20 protein-coding genes are annotated in these 20418 nt (G+C 35.1%); 18 read left to right on the top strand and 2 right to left on the bottom strand.

From position 1 onward, the window contains the following. Nucleotides 1–37 precede the first annotated feature (37 nt). The 3 genes from K357_RS0100530 to K357_RS0100520 all read left to right on the top strand — a co-directional run bounded on the left by K357_RS0100530 (nt 38) and on the right by K357_RS0100520 (nt 2302). Complete coding sequence (locus K357_RS0100530; RefSeq protein ID WP_028256959.1) at nt 38–487, top strand: dCTP deaminase/dUTPase family protein; 450 nt, start codon at nt 38–40, stop codon at nt 485–487. An 87-nt stretch (nt 488–574) separates the two neighbouring features. Further along, nucleotides 575–1099, top strand: coding sequence for an NUDIX domain-containing protein (locus K357_RS0100525; protein ID WP_156004849.1), 525 nt, complete (start codon nt 575–577; stop codon nt 1097–1099). A 27-nt stretch (nt 1100–1126) separates the two neighbouring features. After that, on the top strand, nt 1127–2302 hold the full coding sequence (locus K357_RS0100520; protein ID WP_028256957.1) for a phosphopentomutase: 1176 nt from the start codon (nt 1127–1129) through the stop codon (nt 2300–2302). Nucleotides 2303–2803: 501 nt separating this feature from the next. Here the strand turns inward: K357_RS0100520 and K357_RS0100515 are convergent. Together K357_RS0100515 and rpsT are read right to left on the bottom strand one after the other, a co-directional pair. Next, nucleotides 2804–4177, bottom strand: a complete 1374-nt coding sequence (locus tag K357_RS0100515; protein ID WP_028256956.1) for an amino acid permease — start codon at nt 4175–4177, stop codon at nt 2804–2806. Between the two features lie 121 nt (nt 4178–4298). Beyond that, nucleotides 4299–4559 (bottom strand): 30S ribosomal protein S20, encoded by a 261-nt coding sequence (gene rpsT / locus K357_RS0100510; protein ID WP_028256955.1) that lies wholly within the window; start codon nt 4557–4559, stop codon nt 4299–4301. 191 nt (nt 4560–4750) lie between these two features. Between rpsT and polA the strand changes: the two genes are divergently transcribed. The 15 genes from polA (at nt 4751) to recD2 (ending at nt 20287) form a co-directional block, all read left to right on the top strand. Further along, the gene (gene polA / locus K357_RS0100505; protein WP_028256954.1) at nt 4751–7384 is read left to right on the top strand and encodes a DNA polymerase I; all 2634 of its coding nucleotides are present in this window, start codon (nt 4751–4753) and stop codon (nt 7382–7384) included. A 25-nt stretch (nt 7385–7409) separates the two neighbouring features. Continuing rightward, nucleotides 7410–8021: a dephospho-CoA kinase gene (gene coaE / locus K357_RS0100500; protein ID WP_028256953.1), complete on the top strand. Its 612-nt coding sequence runs from the start codon at nt 7410–7412 to the stop codon at nt 8019–8021. Beyond that, nucleotides 8022–8588, top strand: a complete 567-nt coding sequence (locus tag K357_RS0100495; protein WP_028256952.1) for a lytic transglycosylase domain-containing protein — start codon at nt 8022–8024, stop codon at nt 8586–8588. Between the two features lie 6 nt (nt 8589–8594). Further along, nucleotides 8595–9248 carry a hypothetical protein gene (locus K357_RS0100490; RefSeq protein WP_028256951.1) on the top strand — a complete coding sequence of 218 codons (654 nt, stop codon included), beginning with the start codon at nt 8595–8597 and terminating at the stop codon, nt 9246–9248. A 246-nt stretch (nt 9249–9494) separates the two neighbouring features. After that, complete coding sequence (locus K357_RS0100485) at nt 9495–9953, top strand: ribosome maturation factor RimP (RefSeq protein WP_028256950.1); 459 nt, start codon at nt 9495–9497, stop codon at nt 9951–9953. 29 nt (nt 9954–9982) lie between these two features. Next, on the top strand, nt 9983–11080 hold the full coding sequence (gene nusA, locus K357_RS0100480) for a transcription termination factor NusA (protein ID WP_028256949.1): 1098 nt from the start codon (nt 9983–9985) through the stop codon (nt 11078–11080). Then, nucleotides 11080–11346 (top strand): RNase P modulator RnpM, encoded by a 267-nt coding sequence (gene rnpM / locus K357_RS0100475; protein ID WP_028256948.1) that lies wholly within the window; start codon nt 11080–11082, stop codon nt 11344–11346. The genes nusA and rnpM overlap by 1 nt, the downstream gene beginning before the upstream one ends. Next, nucleotides 11339–11647 (top strand): L7Ae/L30e/S12e/Gadd45 family ribosomal protein, encoded by a 309-nt coding sequence (locus K357_RS0100470; RefSeq protein WP_028256947.1) that lies wholly within the window; start codon nt 11339–11341, stop codon nt 11645–11647. The genes rnpM and K357_RS0100470 overlap by 8 nt, the downstream gene beginning before the upstream one ends. A 17-nt stretch (nt 11648–11664) precedes the next feature. Further along, complete coding sequence (infB, locus tag K357_RS0100465; RefSeq protein WP_028256946.1) at nt 11665–14016, top strand: translation initiation factor IF-2; 2352 nt, start codon at nt 11665–11667, stop codon at nt 14014–14016. Between the two features lie 10 nt (nt 14017–14026). Beyond that, nucleotides 14027–14386 (top strand): 30S ribosome-binding factor RbfA, encoded by a 360-nt coding sequence (gene rbfA, locus K357_RS0100460; protein WP_028256945.1) that lies wholly within the window; start codon nt 14027–14029, stop codon nt 14384–14386. Further along, nucleotides 14379–15320: a DHH family phosphoesterase gene (locus tag K357_RS0100455; protein WP_028256944.1), complete on the top strand. Its 942-nt coding sequence runs from the start codon at nt 14379–14381 to the stop codon at nt 15318–15320. The genes rbfA and K357_RS0100455 overlap by 8 nt, the downstream gene beginning before the upstream one ends. After that, entirely contained in the window at nt 15320–16198 is an 879-nt protein-coding gene (truB, locus tag K357_RS0100450; protein WP_028256943.1) for a tRNA pseudouridine(55) synthase TruB, read from the top strand. Before K357_RS0100455 ends, truB begins: the two co-directional genes overlap by 1 nt. 10 nt (nt 16199–16208) lie before the next feature. After that, a complete protein-coding gene (gene ribF / locus K357_RS0100445) occupies nt 16209–17150 on the top strand; it encodes a riboflavin biosynthesis protein RibF (RefSeq protein WP_028256942.1) in 942 nt (313 codons plus the stop codon). 222 nt (nt 17151–17372) lie between these two features. Then, the gene (locus tag K357_RS0100440; protein ID WP_028256941.1) at nt 17373–18140 is read left to right on the top strand and encodes a shikimate kinase; all 768 of its coding nucleotides are present in this window, start codon (nt 17373–17375) and stop codon (nt 18138–18140) included. Further along, nucleotides 18137–20287 carry an SF1B family DNA helicase RecD2 gene (gene recD2 / locus K357_RS0100435; protein ID WP_244869359.1) on the top strand — a complete coding sequence of 717 codons (2151 nt, stop codon included), beginning with the start codon at nt 18137–18139 and terminating at the stop codon, nt 20285–20287. Before K357_RS0100440 ends, recD2 begins: the two co-directional genes overlap by 4 nt. Nucleotides 20288–20418 lie beyond the last annotated feature (131 nt).

Here is a 20418-nt window from a genome sequence, read left to right as displayed (position 1 = left end):
TATTTCTGATGACCTCATCGTATGTAAGGAGTTTTGTATGGATATTCGAGGCTTTGAAGTTATATCTAGTTTTGAAGAAAAAAATATTAATCTACCGCAACGTAAGACATCAGAAAGTGCTGGTTATGATATAGAATGTGGTGAAAGTGTTACCATTCAACCAGGTGAAGTGCGATTAGTTGCTACTGGCGTAAAAGCATTTATGAATTATGATGAATATTTAGCAATTCATATACGTTCTAGTATAGCTATTAAACGTCATTTGATGTTGGCAAATTGTACTGGTATTATTGACAGTGATTACTATAATAATGAGGAAAATGAAGGGCATATTCTTATTGGACTTTATAATTTAGGTTCAGAAGCAGTGTCACTGGATAAAGGTGAACGTGTAGCACAGGGAATTTTTTCTAAATACTTATTAACAAATGAAGATGATGCACAAGGCATTCGTAAAGGCGGTATTGGAAGTACAGGAAATAAATAAATAATAATAGCCGTAGGCGTATGCCTATGGCTATTTTCTTATTCCTTATATAAATATATAAAAAGAAAGATGGTATGTATGAGAGATATGATAGAACGAACATTATCATCAGATATGAAATTTGATGGAAAATTGATTAAAGTAACATATGATATGGCAGAGGTAAATGGCAAACAGGCATGGCGTGAAGTAGTACATCATCCAGGTGCTAGTGCGGTGGTAGCCGTAACTGATGACGGAAAAATTGTTATGGAGAAACAATATCGATATGCTTTGCAACAAACATTACTAGAAATACCTGCCGGTAAATTGGATGGTGATGAAGATCCTTTGGCGTGTGCTAAACGAGAGTTGGAGGAAGAAACAGGTTATCGGGCATCGACATGGATTCCTTTGGGAACTATCGCTACTAGTGCAGGATTTTGTAATGAAGTAATTCATTTATATGTAGCTAAAGATTTATCTTCTGGTCAAGTTCATTGGGATGAAGATGAATACGTGGAATTAGAATATTATACAGTAGATGAGTTATTAAGAGTAATTCAGAAAGAACGTATTAAAGATACGAAAACATTATCGGCGTTATTGTTAGCCATGCCGTTTATCAAATAGAGATTCCTATCGGTAGGAGGTGTTATTATGTTTAAACGGATTATTGTATTAGTTATGGATAGTGTAGGAATTGGACATGATCCTAATGCTAAAAAATTTGGTGATGATGGGGCGAATACGTTAGGTCACATCGAAGAAGTTGCGGGCCCTATTTATTGCCCCATGCTGCGATCACTAGGGCTTGAATCTATCGCGGATATGACTAAAACAAACCATAAATCTATGGCAAGAATATATGGAAAAATGCAAGAAGTTAGTGTGGGTAAAGATACAACTAGTGGCCACTGGGAAATGATGGGACATCCAGTAGATACACCGTTTCCTACATTTTATAAAGGGTTTCCTAGTGAATTGATGGAGGCTTTTGAAAGAGAAACTGGTGTTGGTTATTTGGGAAATGAAGTTGCATCAGGTACTGAAATCATTGAACGATTGGGAAAAGAGCATATGGCTACGAAAAAACCTATCGTTTATACGTCAGCAGATTCGGTATTCCAAATTGCCGCCCATGAAGATATTATTCCTCTTGATGAGTTATATGACATATGTCATATTGTTCGTGAAAAGGTATGCATTGGTCCTTATGCAGTAGGACGCGTTATAGCTCGTCCTTTTATTGGTAACTTAGGATCCTTTGAAAGAACCTCTCACCGTCATGATTATAGCCGAATGCCGGAACACACCATGAATCAAGAATTATTACAACGGGCAGGCTATCAAACGATAGCGGTAGGAAAGATTGGTGATATTTATGCTCATGTAGGATGGAGTGCATCGTATCCTACAGAGTCAAATGCACATGGAATGGCAATGGTTTCATATTTATTGAATCATGAATTTACCAATGGATTAATGATGGTTAATCTTGTTGAGTTTGATAGTTTGTATGGTCATCGCCGTAATGTAACAGGATATAAGCGAGCTATTGAAGAATTTGATTGTCAATTGCGAGGGGTTTTACCTTTGCTTGATGAGAGTGATTTATTGTTAATTACAGCAGATCACGGAAATGATCCTACTTGGACTGGCACAGATCATACAAGGGAACGAGTTCCGTTATTAGGATATTCTAAACAATTTACTAAGTCGATTAACGTAGGTGTTAGGTCAACTTTTGCTGATTTAGGCCAAACTATTTTAGATAATTTTAACTGTTCTAGTCCTTACGGAAAAAGTTTTCTACATGAGCTTATAAGAGAATAATTTGATGAAGCGGATAGAAAATCAGAATCGTATGTTATCCTAAAAATGGATTGTTAGTATAATTGGTTATATGAAATCAATACAATTGTTCTTCATTGAGAAATGGTGTTTATGTTTTATATAGTTTATATATGAAATCTTGATGTATGCATATTTATATACTAAGAGAGTGGGTATAACAAATTTTGTTTATCCTAGAACATAGGTAGTTAGTCTGGGATCACTCATATAAGCTATATACCATGTAATAAATCTGATAGTAGATTACAGATATAGGATATACGAAATAGAGGAAAGTTGATTATAGGGCAATCAACTTTCCTCTATTGTTGTTGTATAGATGTGGAAATATTTGGCATATATTGTTTCATTAGTATACTACAGATATAGTAACCAATTAATTTGCATATGTCAGTTAATTGGTTACTATTCACTTATGTCACTATATAGATGATAGTACTTTCATTAAGAAAATACTATCATCTATGGTATCACTGGATCCTATTTATCACGATTTTGTTTGGCTTTCATACATTTAAAACCTATATATAGTAGTATCATCCATATAGGAATTAAATAAGCTGCAGGACGCATGCTATCCATTAAACACATTTCGATTACAATTAGGGCAAGGAAAGCGAGACATATGTAATTGGAAATAGGATAGAATAGAGATTTGAATTTTAGTGTCTCTACAAGACCAGCTTTGATTTTAGCTTTTCTAAACCCTAAATGAGTGATAATGATAGAAAACCATGTCATAATAATGGCCACAACGGTTACTAACAATATATACATAAATACATCTTTAGGAATAATATAATTAAGTGCTACTGCAATTAAGGTAATACCGGATGAGAAGAAAATACCAAGAATTGGTACGCCGTGAACAGATAGATTAGTGAATATTTTGGGAGCTTGTCCATTTTTAGCTAAACTGTATAACATGCGAGAATTAGAATAAATGGCACTATTGTATACAGAAATAGCGGCTACTAAAATTACAAAATTGAAGATATGGGAGGCAGATGTAATGCCTATATCACGGAAAATAGTAACAAATGGACTACCATCTAAACCAATTTGATTCCAAGGAAAGAGGGCGGTTAATACAAGCATAGTGCCTACATAAAATAGTAGAATACGAACAATAACTTCATTGATTGCACGAGGCAGTACTTTTTCAGGACGTTGCACTTCAGCAGCCGTCATACCGATTAATTCTATACCACCAAATGAGAATACTACAATAACTAATGAGGTTAGTAGGCCGTGCCATCCATTAGGTAAGAAACCACCATGGGCCCATAAGTTGCTGAGATTTTGTGGGCAAGGAGTACCATTGGAGAAGAGTAGGTATATGCCCAATATAATCATGGCGATAATAGCACTAATTTTAATAACTGACATGGCTGATTCCATCTCGCCATACATGCGAACATTAATTAAATTAGCTGTAGTGATAACGGCTAGGCAAATAAAAGCAGATAACCATTGGGGCATGTCAGGAAGCCAATAGTTAATATAAATGCCAACAGCAGTTAATTCTGACATGGCACATAATAAGTATAATATATAATAATTCCAACCGGCCATGAAGCCAGAAAACTCACCACAGTATTTTTTTGCAAAATAACTAAACGATCCAGAAACAGGTTCTTCTACGCACATTTCACCGAGCATACGCATAATTAAAAAGATAATAATACTGGCGATTACATAGGAGAGAGAAATAGCGGGGCCCGCCATTTGAATCGATGTGGCAGAACCATAAAAAAGACCCGTCCCAATAGATCCACCAATAGCGATCATTTGTATATGACGATTGGTCAACCCCCGCTGAACTTGATTAGAATTAGAAATTTCTTTTGACATAATATCCCCTATCTACAGATGATTAAGTGTCATCTATGATGTGTATAATATTTGTAAAAAAGCCACAACATTAGAGTGGGAACTCTATGTTATGGCCCTAATGCTTAAAAGATAGAGTATCTTATAAAGCATTTACTTTTGCAGCTAATTTAGATTTTTTTCGAGCTGCTGTATTTTTGTGAAGAATGCCCTTGGAGGCTGCTTTATCAATTACGCTAGTCGCTTGAACTAGTGCTTGTTTAGCATCTTCTACTGCGCCTGCTTGAACAGCTTCAACGGTTTTACGAGTGGCAGTACGAATCTGGGATTTAACAGCAGAGTTTTTTGCACGACGTTCAGCATCCGTTTTTACGCTTCTAATACTGGATTTAATATTTGGCAATTGAGTCACCTCCTTATGTTAATAATACTATACCTAAAGCATTATATCATAGTGCTTTATATTCTGCAATACTTTCAGAGTTGGGTTATATGATATAATAGAAACAAGAAAGTGCGATAATAGACTATAGTTTACTAAGTAAATAAATATTTTCTAGTAAGTTGATGATATATGTAATAATGAGGTGCTATATGAAACAGTTAATGATTATAGATGGTAGTAGTTTGTTGTATCGAGCTTTTTTTGCATTGCCTCCACTAAAGAGTGCGCTAGGCGTGCCAACAAATGCAGTATATGGTTTTTTGACCATGTTGATTAAATTATATGAAGAGATTCATCCTGATTATATAGTGGTAGCTTTTGATAAGGGAAAGGTAACATTTCGTACAGAACTATATACTGACTATAAAGGCAATCGTCCAGAAGCACCTGATGATTTACGGCCTCAATTTGCTTTGATTAGAGAAGTTTTAGAAGCTATGGGGATACGTGTTATTGAACAAGAAGGCTTTGAAGGCGATGATATTATTGGATCATTAAGCAAGATATTTGCTACTCCTGATCTAGGGGTTAAGATTATTACTGGCGATCGCGATACTCTACAATTGGTGAGTGAGCATGCAGATGTGATGCTCACCAAAAAAGGGATTTCTGATATGTTAGAGGTCACTATGAGTACGATGGAATCATTATACGGATATGGACCAGATAAAGTGATAGAAATGAAGGCGTTGATGGGAGATAGTTCTGATAATATTCCAGGTGTACCAGGGGTAGGGGAAAAAACGGCATTAAAATTAATTACGGCGCATCAAACATTAGAAGGTGTATATGACCATATTGATGAAATTAGTGGGAAAAAGTTAAAGGAGAAGTTAATAGATAATAAAGAATTAGCTTTTCTATCGAAGCAACTAGCCACTATTAAAACAGATATGGCGTTAGATGTTACATTAGAAGATTTTACAACTAACTTTCATCTATCAGAAGTAACACCATTGTTTAATCGCTTGGGATTTCATAATCTAATACCTCGTCTTGTAAAAGTCATGGCGCCTAATGAAGTAAGTGGTGATGAGGATTCATTATTTTTTGATAACACCTTAGTACCTGCTATACAATCATTGGAAAGTTCCTCCTTAACAGCGGAATATTATACAGAAAAAGATATTGCTATATATGTACGAACAGATGGCATAGCACCTTTTGAAAAAGCAGTAACTGTGTATTTGTATAATGGAGAAGATGTTATTACTGTTCATGGTGATGATGGTGCAGGTATACAACAAGTGGTAGCGGCACTTCACAAAGCAAATCGCATTATTACGATACAAAGTAAACAGTTGTTAGAAATATTTGATACTGACATGATAGATAAGATTCCTTTGTTTAATGAAACAGGAAAAGCACATGTGCTAGATGTAGCATTAATGGCGTATTTACTTGACCCTACACGTACTAATTATGGAATGCTATATTTGTGTGAACGTTTTAAAGCCCCTATGATTCATGCATCGGGAAATGAACAAGAATTTATATCGATGGTAACATCGTTGTATGCCATGGTATCTACTGCACAAGAGGAAATGATAGCACGTAAGTTGTGGGATTTATATATGACGATTGAATTGCCTTTAGTTAGAACCTTAGCTATTATGGAAAAAAATGGTATATATATTGATCCTATAGCGTTAGATGAAACGCGTCTTAAATTTACTGCAGAACTCGATGTATTGAAAGATGATATATATAAAGAAGCAGGAGAAACATTTAACATTAATTCGCCTAAGCAATTGGGAATTATTTTGTTTGAAAAACTAGGACTACCAGTCATAAAAAAAACTAAGACGGGTTACTCTACTGATGCAGAAGTATTAGAAATGTTGCGACATGAAAGTCCTATTATTGAAAAGATAGTAGCTTATCGCACCGTTGCTAAGTTGGTATCAACCTATTTAGAAGGCCTAGCTGTTCTCATTAATAAAAACACACATCGCATTCATACGCATTTTAATCAAATGGTAACGGCTACAGGTAGACTTAGTAGTTCTGAACCTAATTTACAAAATATACCAGTTCGTACGGAAAAGGGGAAAGAAATTCGAGCTTTATTTTTGCCAGGTGAGGGATATGATATATTGGTTAGTGCTGACTATTCACAAATTGAGCTACGCATATTAGCTCATTTATCAGGAGATGAGGCACTTATCCAGGCTTTCAAGGATGGTGCTGATATTCATAGATTTACAGCTGCAGAGGTGCTAGGTAAAAAACCTGAAGATGTTACAAGTTTAGAACGATCTCATGCCAAAGCAGTTAATTTTGGGATTATTTACGGCATTAGTGATTTTGGATTATCTAGAGATTTAGGCATTACTCGACAGGAGGCAAAAAAATATATTGATTTATATTATCAACGGTATCCTAACATCAAAAAATATATGAATTCAGTAATTCAACAAGCACATGAAACTGGTGAAGTACGTACAATGTTTGGTCGCCTTCGTCAATTAGATGACATTAATAGTAAAAACTTTAATCGTCGATCCTTTGCAGAACGAACAGCTATGAATACACCTATCCAAGGGACCGCAGCGGATATTATTAAGATTGCCATGAATCGTGTTGAACAAGAGTTAGAAAAGGGTAAGTTTGCATCACGTTTATTATTACAAGTGCATGATGAATTAGTGTTAGAGGTAAAACAATCAGAAGAACAAGCGATTGTAGAATTACTACGTTCTGTTATGGAACATGTAGTGTCCTTACAAGTACCATTAATTGTAGATATTCATAGTGCTAGAAATTGGGCGCTTGTAAAATAGCTGTTTATAAGGATAAGGTGATAGTATGTATAAAATTGGCTTAACAGGAGGCATTGCGGCAGGGAAAAGTACTGTTTTAAACTGGTTATTGACACATGATATAGCAACTGTTGATGCGGATGTTGTAGCACGGCAAGTCGTAGAACCACATACACCTGGGCTAGAGGCTGTTGTAGCAGCATTTGGAAAAGATATAGTGAGAAATGATGGCACATTAAATCGTGAAGAATTGGGGGCTATTGTATTTCGAGATGAAGATAAACGACATCAATTAAATACAATACTTCATACATATATTTACGAAAAGATGATGGACTTAACTGCTGAGTATGAAGCGAAGGGATATGAGACTATTATTTATGATATTCCTCTACTTATTGAAACTGGATGGGTTACTATGATGGATGAAATTTGGCTTGTCTATGTGGATTATGATGTGCAGTTAGCAAGGTTAATGGAGAGAAACGGTTATACCCAAGAACAGGCTAAAGCGCGTATTGATAGTCAAATGCCGTTAGCAGATAAGAAAAAATATGCTCAGGTTATCATTGATAATAATGGTAGTGAGCGTGATTTGTATGAACAATTAAATGAACTGTGGAGAAAAGAATGTCATAGATTTGTAAGGAGAAAATAAGTGCGTGGTAATACTTTCTTAGCGTGGGTTATTATTATTGTGTCGATTGGTTATTTCGTGCATATTGAACCGTATATGGCTAGACATTATGCGTATCCTTTTATGTATCGAGACGTAGTTGAACAAGAAGCAATCGAGAATCATGTGCCAGCTTCATTAATTGCAGGGATTATTTTAGCAGAAAGCAAGTTTAAAGAAGAAGCAACATCAGACAGAGGGGCTGTAGGATTGATGCAGTTAATGCCCGATACGGCTCTTTGGATCGGCAAGGAGTTAAACCAATCAGAATTATCTGAAAATGATATTAAAAATCCTAAGGTGAATATAAAATTAGGAACTTGGTATATAGCACATTTGTTAGAGGAGTATCATGATAATGAAATTTTAGCATTAGCAGCTTATAATGCGGGGCGTGGACATGTGGATGATTGGATGAAAGAAAATGGATGGGATTATGAGTTTTCTAATATTCGCGATATTCCTTTCCCAGAAACACGAAAATATGTAGAAATGGTACTGGCCTATCAAAAGCAATATGAAGTGTTATATCCGCTAGAAAGGAATTAGTCAGATATGGATAAAATTATTGAGGAATGCGCAAAATTAGATTATGCGTGGCTTCCATCGACTGTGGGAGATTTTTCTTTAACAATTGATACATGTATAGATGGTGATTTTTATCGTTTATTTCATTATCAAAATCAAGCTGGATGGCGATGGGAAGCATTATATGATAAAGAAGTTGAAGATTATACAGTTCATATCGTGATGCCTCTATTTTCATTTGTGGATATCAATTTTATAAAAACAAAAATCAGTGAATTTTGGCATATCTTGCAAGAACGTATGGTACAAGAAATGGAAGGCTTATTTATAAGCCCAGAGAATAGGTTTACCTATCAATATCGGAAAAAAGGATTGGTTAATTGGGATTTTTCTAAGTATTTACCATCTTCGGTAGGACCATTTACATGTGATATTACCCCTAGTAATGCGATTAAAATGATTAATGGTTCATATATTATTGCAGAATATAAAGATAGTACTAATAAAAATGGGTTGCTATTATTCTATAACGTTTTTCGTGATGAATTTTTTGCCGAATTACGACATCATAATTATCCAGAAATTAATCATGATCTTGATGCAGATAGCATTGCAGCATTAGAAGTAGCATTAGATACGTCATTAATTACTGTGTTAAGAGAATTAGAAAATCGCTTATAAAGTAGTAGCCTATGTAGTATGCTATGAGTACATTTTGATATAGTAAACTACTATCGTTTATTAATTGTGGAAAAGTACGAGTGAGTTTTTAGCAAGTCATTTGCGTTCCTATCTATTTTTATATCTATGTAGACAATACTTGTAATATTACGATATTAATGCTATAATAAAGGCAACTTTTATATGTGAATTTTAAAAGAGTGGGCAATAGCTCACTCTTTACTTTATGCTAGGGAGGTGATAGTTGTGAAGAAACAAGATATAGAGGAGTTAGTATCTGCCATTGTTGAGAATATTATAGAAGGCACAACGATGGAGTTGGTTGACGTAGAATATGTTAGAGAACGTGACTGGTATTTACGTGTATACTTAGATAAGGAGACCGGCATTGATTTAGACGATTGTCAGATGGTAAGTGAAAAACTTAGCGAAGAATTGGACAAACAAGATCCAATCGAAGAAAATTATCTTTTAGAAGTGTCTTCTCCGGGCCTCGATAGAGTATTAAAAAAAGATAAAGATTTGATTCGTTATAATGGAAGAGAAGTAGACGTACAGTTATTTAAACCGGTGAATGGTAATAAGCACTATGTAGGTATATTGCATGGTTTTGATGAGGACACAATTGTTATTATTATTGATGAGAGGGTTATAGCATTAGAAAGAAAAACAATTGCACAGATTAGATTACACCTTGATTTTTAAATATATTATATAGTTATGGAGGAATTGTAGTGAGTCAAGAACTAATACAAGCAGTGTTGGTATTAACAAAACAACGTGGTTTTTCGCCAGAGGTGATTTTTGAATCTTTAGAGGCTGCTTTATTGCAGGCTTATCGCAGAGAACTAAATGCTAACCCAGAAGCCTATGTGGAATTAAATCGAGAAACAGGGGAATATAAGGTATTTGCTAAAAAGAAAGTGGTTACTGATGTAGAGAATGAAGAAAGTGAAATTTCTCTACAAGAGGCACGTCATCATTACGATGTACGTCATGATATAGGTGATGTAATAAAAGTAGATGTAACACCTAAAAACTTTGGACGCAGTGCGGCTCATACGGCAAAACAAATGCTAATTCAGCGCCTAAAAGAAGCGGAACGCAGTGTTGTTTTTGAAGAATTTTCTAGTCGAGAAGGAGATATTATTACCGGTACTATTCAACGAGTTGATGGGAAAAATGTCTTTATTGATTTAGGAAAAACAGAAGCAATTTTACCACCTACAGAACAAATTAGTACAGAAACCTATGTAGAAGGCCAGCGTATTAAATGCTATATAGTAGAAGTTAAGAAAACGAATAAGGGTCCACAAATTATGATTTCGCGTACTCATCCAGGCTTGTTAAAACGCTTGTTTGAGTTGGAAGTGCCTGAAATTTATGAAGGGGTAGTGGAATTAAAATCAGTAGCTCGAGAACCGGGTCAACGATCGAAAATCGCGGTCACATCTAGAGATGAAAATATTGATCCTGTAGGGGCATGTGTAGGGCCTAAGGGGCAACGGGTACAAAATATTGTTGATGAATTGCATGATGAAAAAATTGATATTGTAAAATGGGATGAAGACCCAGTAGTATATATTGCAAACTCATTAAGCCCTGCCAAAGTGATATCTGTAGATGTTGATTTAGAAGAGAAAACATCACGAGTTATTGTCCCTGACTATCAACTTTCATTGGCTATTGGTAAATCGGGACAAAATGCACGATTAGCAGCTAAATTGACAAATTGGAAAATCGATATAAAAAGTGAAAGTCAAGCTGCAGAAGAAGATGATAGTATTACTGAAGAAAATGTATTAGTTGATTTTGCAGAAGGTGATGCTTAATGAAAAAGAAATCTCAACCTATGCGTTTGTGTATAGGCTGTGGTGAATCTAAAAATAAGCGGGATTTGTTACGTATAGTTATGAGTCCTAATGGCACTGTGTCTATTGATAGAACTGGTAAAGCCGCAGGCCGTGGTGCTTATATTTGTCCTAACAGTATGTGTTTTGAAGCAGCCTATACAGGTAAACGTTTAGAAAAATCATTTAAACGGGCTATATCAAAAGATGTATATGATACATTGAAAGATGATTTAGGATATGAATGAAATTAAAATAGTTAATTTATTAGGCTTAGCACAACGAGCGGGAGAGCTGCAGTCAGGTGACTTTATTGTAGAGAAAGCTGTCAAGAAAAGAACCGTCAAGTTACTAGTGATGGCAACGGATTGTGCAGCTAATAATGAAAAAAAGTATGAAGAATTAACTAAGAAATATAATATTCCAATGCGAAAAATTCTAACAAAAGAGCAGTTGGGACATGCCATCGGTAAGGAGCTACGAGTCGTATTGGCTATTAATGATGATGGTTTTGCTAAGGCATTATTAAAGGAAATCGGTGAAATATGAGTTAAGGGGGTATGTAGATGTCTAAAAAAAGAGTACATGAAGTAGCAAAAGAAATGGGTATTGACACAAAAAAAGTTATGGCTATTTTAGAGCAACATAACATTCAAGTTAAAAGTGTATTGAGTGGTATTGATGATGTTGCTTATGAAACGGTAAAAAAAGCACTTTCACCTAAAACAACAGAAAGAGTTAGCCATACACAAGAAAATCATGTAACTACTCATCATAAACAAGAAAGTAATAAATCTCATAAAAAAGAGGTTCAAAAAAATCAGAAGCATGATGATGAACATGATGGCAGAGTAGTTCAAAATACGGATAAAGTAGCACATCAAAAACATACTCATATGGATAAAGCTGAGGGAAAAGTTAATCATTCAGCACACAGTCACACTAAACATATTCATAATGAGAAAAATAGTAATAATCATAATGAACGTAATGAACGTAATGAACGTAATGATCGTAATGATCGACGGAATAAGAAGAAAAATAATTCAAAGGGCAGAGTACAGTCATTATTATCTACATCGATTGCTAAAAATAAAAATCGTGTAAAACAACGTAATGAACAAAATATTCGTCATAAAGAAGAAGAACGTCGTAAAGCAGAAGCCGCTATTGCTACATCCATTGAATTAAGTGGTTCTTTAACAGTTAAAGAATTAGCAGAGAAGATGGGGCGTGAAGTTAGCGAAATTATTAAGAAGTTGATGTTGCTAGGAGTTATGGCCACCATTAATCAAGAAATTGATATGGAAACAGCTACAATCGTAGCAGAAGATTTTGGTGTAGAAGTTGTAGAAGTTGAACCTGAAGAGGATCCAACTGATATTGTTGATATTGAAGATGCACCAGAAACGTTACAACCACGACCACCAGTTGTCACTATTATGGGTCATGTTGACCATGGTAAGACATCTTTGTTAGATGTTATTCGACAAACGAATGTTACTTCTACAGAAGCTGGTGGCATCACTCAACATATTGGGGCGTATCAAGTTCGTTATAAAGGAAATAAAGTTACTTTCTTAGATACTCCAGGTCACGAAGCGTTTACAGCGATGCGTTTACGTGGGGCCAAATCTACTGATATTGCTGTATTAGTTGTAGCAGCTGATGATGGTGTTATGCCACAAACTGTAGAGGCTATTAATCATGCTAAGTCAGCAGAAGTGCCTATCATTGTGGCGATTAATAAAATGGATAAACCAGGAGCTAACCCAGACCATGTGAAGCAGCAATTATCTGAACATGGCTTATTGCCAGAAGAATGGGGCGGCGATGTTATTATGGTTCCTGTATCTGCTAAGAAACGAGAAGGTATTGATGATTTATTAGAAAATATTCTTCTTGTAGCAGAAGTGATGGAATTGAAAGCAAATCCAAATCGACATGCACAAGGTGTTGTTATTGAAGCTCAGTTGGATAAAGGGCGCGGTCCAGTTTGCACAATGTTGGTGCAAAAAGGATCTTTGCGTGTAGGTGATACTATTTTAGCAGGTACTGCTTATGGTAAAGTGCGTGCTATGACAAATGAACGGGGCGAAAAAGTAAAAGTAGCACGGCCTTCAATGCCAGTGGAAATTCTTGGTTTGTCCGATGTACCATTAGCTGGTGAAGTAATGGTATCCGTTGATGATAATGAAGCAAGAACAATTGCAGAAAAACGTATTGCAAAACAGAGAGCTGAAGAAGCAAAAGCATCACATAAGATTTCTTTAGATGATATTTTCCAACAAATTAAAGAAGGGGAAATGTCTGATTTAAATATTATCATTAAAGCCGATGTACAAGGGTCTGTGGAAGCATTACGTCAATCATTAGAAAGCATTAAAAATGATCAAGTTCGTATTGTTATCGTTCATGCTGCAGTAGGGACTATTAATGAATCTGATATTATGTTAGCCTCTGCGTCCAATGCAATTATTCTTGGATTCAATGTTCGCCCAGATGCAGTCGTTCGCAATGCGGCAGAAAAAGAAAAAGTAGACTTACGGACATATCGTGTTATTTATGATGCAATTAATGACGTTGAATCGGCTATGGTTGGGATGTTGGCGCCTGAATTTAAAGAAGTTATAGTTGGTCGTGCTGATGTACGCCAAGTTATTTCTACACCAAAAGCAATAGTAGCAGGCTGTTTTGTTACAGAAGGCCGCATTACTAATGACTCTGAAATCCGTTTAATTCGCGATGGTATTGTAGTTCATGAAGGTAAAGTTGATTCTTTACGACGTTTTAAGGACGAAGTGAAGGAAGTGAAGGCTACATTTGAATGTGGTATTTCTATCGAAGGGTATCGTGATATTAAAGAAGGCGATGTTATTGAAGCCTTTCTGATGGAAGAAATTAAACCTACATTATAGGAGGTTTTATATGAGTGATGTACGAGTAAGAAAATTACAACAATTTATAAAGCAAGAAGTGAGTGGCATGCTAATGCGTGGATTAAAAGATCCACGTATTGGTTTTACTACCGTTACTGATGTAGAAGTGACTGGTGATTTGCGACAGGCTACTATCTATGTGAGTTTATTTGGTGATGAAACGGCTAAAGCGGAAACATTACGAGCTTTGCAACATGCTAGTGGACATATACGGTCTGAACTTGGAAAAGTATTACATCTAAGATATACTCCAGAAATTTTATTTGACCAGGATACTTCGCTCGATTACAGTATGCATATTGAATCTATTTTACAAACCATTAAGAAAGACGAGTCTAACAATGAGTAAGATTACTATATCAGAACTTCATCAAGCTATTAAGCAAGCACAGACTATTATTCTTACGGTACATGTTCATCCTGATGGAGATGCCTTAGGGTCTATGTTATCAATGTATGAAACATTATTACAACAAGGAAAAGATGTAGTTATGGTAGTAGATGATAGCATTCCTATAAAATATAAATTTTTGGATCATGTGGATGCCATTTATCATGTAAATGACTATGTACAATCTCATAGAGCAGATATGTTACTGGTGCTAGACGCAAGTACGTATGAACGGATTGGTCGAGTTGGAGAACTTTCGTACGCAACGATATATAATATTGATCATCACGTATCTAATACAAATTTTGCAGATGGATTATATTTGCAAACTAATTTTGCAGCCACAGGAGAAATTCTGACCTATCTTTACAAAGAATGGAATTGGAAAATTACTCCATCCATGGCTAATGCACTATATATGGCTATTGCTACAGATTGTGGATTCTTCAAGTTTAGTAATACTACAGGACATACGTTGGCGATGGCAGCTTATTGTGTTGATTGTGGTGCTATGCCACATATCGTATCAGAAGCGATTGAATCAACGACGATAGAGCGTATTGAAATTACTAAATTGGCGATGCAAACGATTTCATTTTATAAAAATGGAACCGTTGCAACGATAGAGTTACATCAAGAGGCTATGAAAACATTAGGCAATGATACAGATGGTTTTGTAGATCTTATTCGAAATATTAATTCAGTGGATATTGCTATTTTATTAAAAGCACAAGATGATACGACGACTCGAGTTAGCCTACGGTCTAAACAAACTGATGTTAATGCTATTGCTAATCATTTTGGTGGCGGAGGACATATACGTGCAGCAGGATGCACTATTTCTGCCTCATTGGAAGAAGCTAAACGTAAGTTATTACAGGTAATTGATTAATGGACGGAGTACTTGCATTTTTTAAACCCCCTGGAATTACTAGTCATGATGCTATTGGCATTTGTCGACGTATTCTAAAAGAACGAAAAATTGGACATAGTGGGACATTAGATCCACTAGCGTATGGGGTGTTACCTATTTTTGTGGGGAAAGCAACAAGGTTAATTGAATATACGAATGACTTAGAAAAAACATATGTAGCAGAAGGCATGTTTGGTCATTTTACTGATACAGAAGATAGTTCTGGAGTGCCTATAGAATCTATGATTAAGGTAAGTAATTATATTCCTACAATGAAAGAGTTGGAGACTGTTTGTCACAAATTTTTAGGCGTATCTCAGCAGCGACCATCTTCTTATTCAGCGATTAAAGTGAACGGTGTACGTGCCTATGAATTAGCGCGAGCTGGTAAGACAGTAACATTGCCTGAACGGACAATTACTATTTTTAATATACAATTATTGGCCTATCAGTATCCCTATTTTACGCTTCGCGTTACCTGCTCATCAGGTACTTATATACGTTCCCTGTTGAGAGATATCTTTTTACAGGTAGGTATTCCAGGCACGATGACACAGTTGGCACGTACACAAGTAGGCTCTTATAAAATAGCAGATACTGTTACGGCAGAAGAGTTGATGTTGCAGACTGATGCAGCTTTATTACCCGTAGATTCTTGTGTATCTTTTCTTGATACAATTACTATTGATAACAGAGAACTATTAGATTTAACGCAAGGAAAACAGTTAGGCATTACTAAACATTTTGCCCATACACAAGTAGGTACATGTTATCGAGTATATTCACCGAAAGGCTTTTTGGGATTAGCTCGACGGACAAAGGATAGTATTAAAGTGGAAAAAAATATATTTTTATAAAAGGGCTATTATGAGAATTATTCATTCTTTTGAAGAATTACATGAGATACAACATAATATAGTTATTGCATTAGGTACTTTTGATGGTATTCATATAGGACATCGTGCTGTTATCAATCATGCTAAACAAATTGCTACTTCTCATGATGCAGTGCTTGTAGTGGTTACTTTTGAAGCACATCCATTATCCATTTTATCCCCAAGTCATGCACCTAAATCACTGGCGTTAAAGGAAACGATGTATGCAGTTCTTGATGAGCTTGGAGTGCAGTATGTAGTATCATTGCCGATGACCATAGATTTACTACGGATGTCAGCTCATGATTTCATGGAAGCATTGTCGATACAAAATAATTTGTTAGCTGTCGTTGTAGGCGAAAATTATACGTATGGAGCAAAGGGACTTGGTAATGTTACTACGTTGCAGAGTTACTTTACAGGTACGATGACAACTGTATATGTCGAACCATTAAGCAAGTGGCATAATTCTGATACGCCTATTTCTAGCACCGTTATACGAGACGCTATTAGTTGTGGACAAATCGAATATGCTAACGAATTACTCGGCAGGGCCTATTCTTTTACAGGAACGGTTATTAAAGGTGATCAGCGAGGTCGTACATTGGGTTTTCCTACATTAAATTTCTTATTTCCTTCATGTATGGTAACACCAATGGATGGCGTATATGCAAATCGTGTGTGCATAAAAGGTACATGGTATAATGGAGTAGGTAATATTGGAGATAATCCTACTTTTTTAAATCAATATCATCGTTGTGAAGTTCATGTATTTGATTTTGATCAATCTGTGTATGGAGAAACCGTTATGGTTGAGTTTATTGCTTTTTTGCGAGGAGAAGAAAAGTTTGATAGTTTATCTGCTTTGATAGAGCAGATGAAGCTAGATGAAGAAAAAGCATTACGTATTTTAGCTGATAAGAATTTTATCTAAGGGGATATAAGAATAGTTATATGCTTTTACTGTGGAGAATTATTTTATCATAGCATAAAGGTTATATCTTTGTTGTGGCAAAGATAGAGTGTATAAAATAGTGGTAGAGAGAAAGTTTGGCTCTCTACTATTTTTTTATGCTATACTATCAGTGTATGATAAAGGAGACTTTTAGTCATTGGTAGAAGTTACTATATAGAAGGTACATGAAGAGGTGTAATCATGGATTTACAAGAAGCAAGAAATAAAATTGATGCTATAGATACCATACTAGCTAATACATATGCAGAACGATTAAAAATTGTATTGGACATTGCTAAATATAAAGATGAACATCATTTGCCAATCACTGATGACAGTAGAGATCGGGAAATTGTGAAAAAACAATCTGATGCGTGTACAGATGAATCGATAAAGGTGTATATTGAAGAATATTTAGAATCTGTTATTGCGATTAGTAATAAGTTTTTAAAGAATCATATGCGGCAACATATTTTCTTAATTGGTATGCCAGGAGCTGGTAAGACTACGGTAGGCAAAGCATTAGCTCAGGAACAAGGATTAGAATTTTTTGATGTAGATGCAGAAATTCAAGAAAAAACTGGTAAATCGATTCAGAATATTATCATTCATGATGGAGAAGATACATTTAGACAATATGAATATGATGTCATTAGTGCTATCATTGCTGACAAAAACCCAAGTGTTATTGCTACAGGTGGTGGGACTGTATTATCAGAAAAAACAGTTCAGCTTATGAGAGAGAATGGCTTTGTTGTATTTATTCATCGTAATGTTAAGCAAATTCTTGATGATTTAGATATGGAAATTCGCCCGTTATTAAAAGAAAGTATTGAGTATATTTTCCGACTATATGAAGAACGATATCCATTATATGAAAAAGTTGGTCATATTAAAATTGAAAATTCTAGTAATGTATCAGATACAGTAGCAGCTATTGTTAAAGCATTACCTATGTCAGAATCATGATAGAATCAATTAGAGGTTTTGTATATCGGCTCATTTATAGTAATACGACTAATACGTATTGTGTGTTTCGATTGCGTGATTATAATGATGAATACGTTACTTGTACTGGTAAATTTGAGGCTCCTAGAGAAGGCGATGATATTGAATTATCAGGACGTTATAGGGAGCATGAAAAATATGGTTTTCAATTTGAAGCTATAGCAATAGAGAAATTAAAACCAGATAACTTAGGCACCGCAAAACAATATTTATTTAATCTAGGGGTTAAAGGATTAGGAGAAAAATCAGTTGAAAAAATAATAGACTATTTTGGCGAGGCCTTATTAGAGTTATTAAAATCTAACAATCCCAAAGAAATTAAGGACGTACCAGGGCTAAGAAATTCCATTAAAAATGAATTGTATAATACTTTATTAGGAGAAGGCATGTTATCAGAACTTACGAAGTTCTTTGAAGAGCATGGTATTAGTGGGAAATGGAGCCGATTAGTATATACATTTTATGGGGCATCAGCGATACAGGTGTTGGAAAATAATCCGTATTCCTTATTGCAAATAGCTAATGATATTACATTCAATGTAGTAGATACATTGGCAAGTAATTTAGGGTTGGAAGGGAATGATACACGACGCATTGAAGCGGGGATATCTTGGATTTTACAGAACATTTCTAATTATGGACACACCTGTTTACCTGTAGATGAGTTAATTCAGAAAGCATCTGACTTATTGATTGGGTATGCTGATGAAATAGCTGATTATATTGAAGAATTAATCGATATAGGGCAGATATGTGCTACCAATGAGTCAGGTATTTTATATGTATATCCACCAGAGTTATATGTAGCAGAATATGAAAGTGTAGAAAAAACTAAACGATTATTGCAGCACAGTGCTCCTATTAGTTTAGACTATGAAGAGTTTATTCAGAATTTCGAAACAACGAATCATATTTTATTGGGAGAGGATCAAAAGGAAGCGATTACACTTGCTTTTACAGAGCAATTCTCTCTTATTACCGGTGGACCAGGTACAGGGAAAACAACAATTATTAAAACATTAGTAGAGGGGTTTCAATTAGCTGGTGAACATCGCATTGTACTATGTGCGCCTACAGGACGTGCTGCTAAGCGGCTTACAGAAGCTACAGATTATGAAGCTACTACGATTCATAGATTATTATTGCCAGTTCAAGGCAGTGACTCCTATGATTTTATGAAAAATGAAGAAGATCCATTAGAGGCAGATGTGGTTATTATTGATGAAGCATCTATGCTAAATGTGAGATTATATTATTCTTTATTAAATGCGATTCCTGAAGAGGCAAGAATTATAATTATTGGTGACGTGAATCAGTTGCCACCGATAGGTGCTGGTTTTGTACTAAAAGATTTATTAGATAGCGGTATAGTCCCTTTTACAAAGCTATATAGGATATATCGACAGGATTCAGGTAATAGTATTATTTCTAATGCCTATAGAATTAATCAAGGGGAGATGCCTACATTATCATCGGAAGGAGAATTTATCTTTATTACTGTATCTAATTTGCCGGAATTGATGAATACAATAGCTACTATATATGAAAAAGAAAAGGAAATAGTACATGATGAACTAGACTTGCAGATTATTTCTCCTATGCGACGTGGTCAGGCTGGTAGTCTTGCGATTTCTAAGCATATACAAAATATTGTAAATCCGTCATCATCTATGAAACCAGATATAAAAGTAAATGGTATTATATATCGAGTAGGTGATAAGGTCATTCAAGTAATTAATAATTATGAGTTAGAAGTATTTAATGGTGATATAGGAATTATTTTTGGGATTTCTAAAACAGATATATTAATTCGTTTTATTCATAAAGAGGTACGACTTTCTATTGATGAAGCGACTATGATTATGCCTGCTTATGCTATTACTGTTCATAAGAGTCAAGGTAGCGAATATGGTACAGTTATCATTCCTTTTATCCCTAATTATGGTGGTATGTTGCAGAGAAACCTATTATATACAGCGGTTACTCGTGCAAAGAATAAAGTAGTACTTGTAGGCACCAGTAGTGCTATTGAAAGGGCAGTTCATTCTGTTAGCACAGATAATCGATATACTTTATTTAAGGAGCGATTACAGGGCCTTTGTGAATAGAGCTTTAGATTAGTATGTTAATTATTTATAGTATTACTTATTAGATAGACTTTATTTGTAATAGGTAATCATACTATTTTTAAGTAGCATTTTAGTAATGATGGAAGACTATAGCGTAAGTAGTGTAAAAC

The sequence above is a fragment of the Veillonella montpellierensis DSM 17217 genome, from assembly GCF_000426745.1.
GTDB classification, from domain to species: Bacteria; Bacillota; Negativicutes; order Veillonellales; family Veillonellaceae; genus Veillonella; species Veillonella montpellierensis.
Note: the sequence above shows the minus strand (reverse complement) of the source record. Positions and strands in the feature narration are given on the sequence as shown.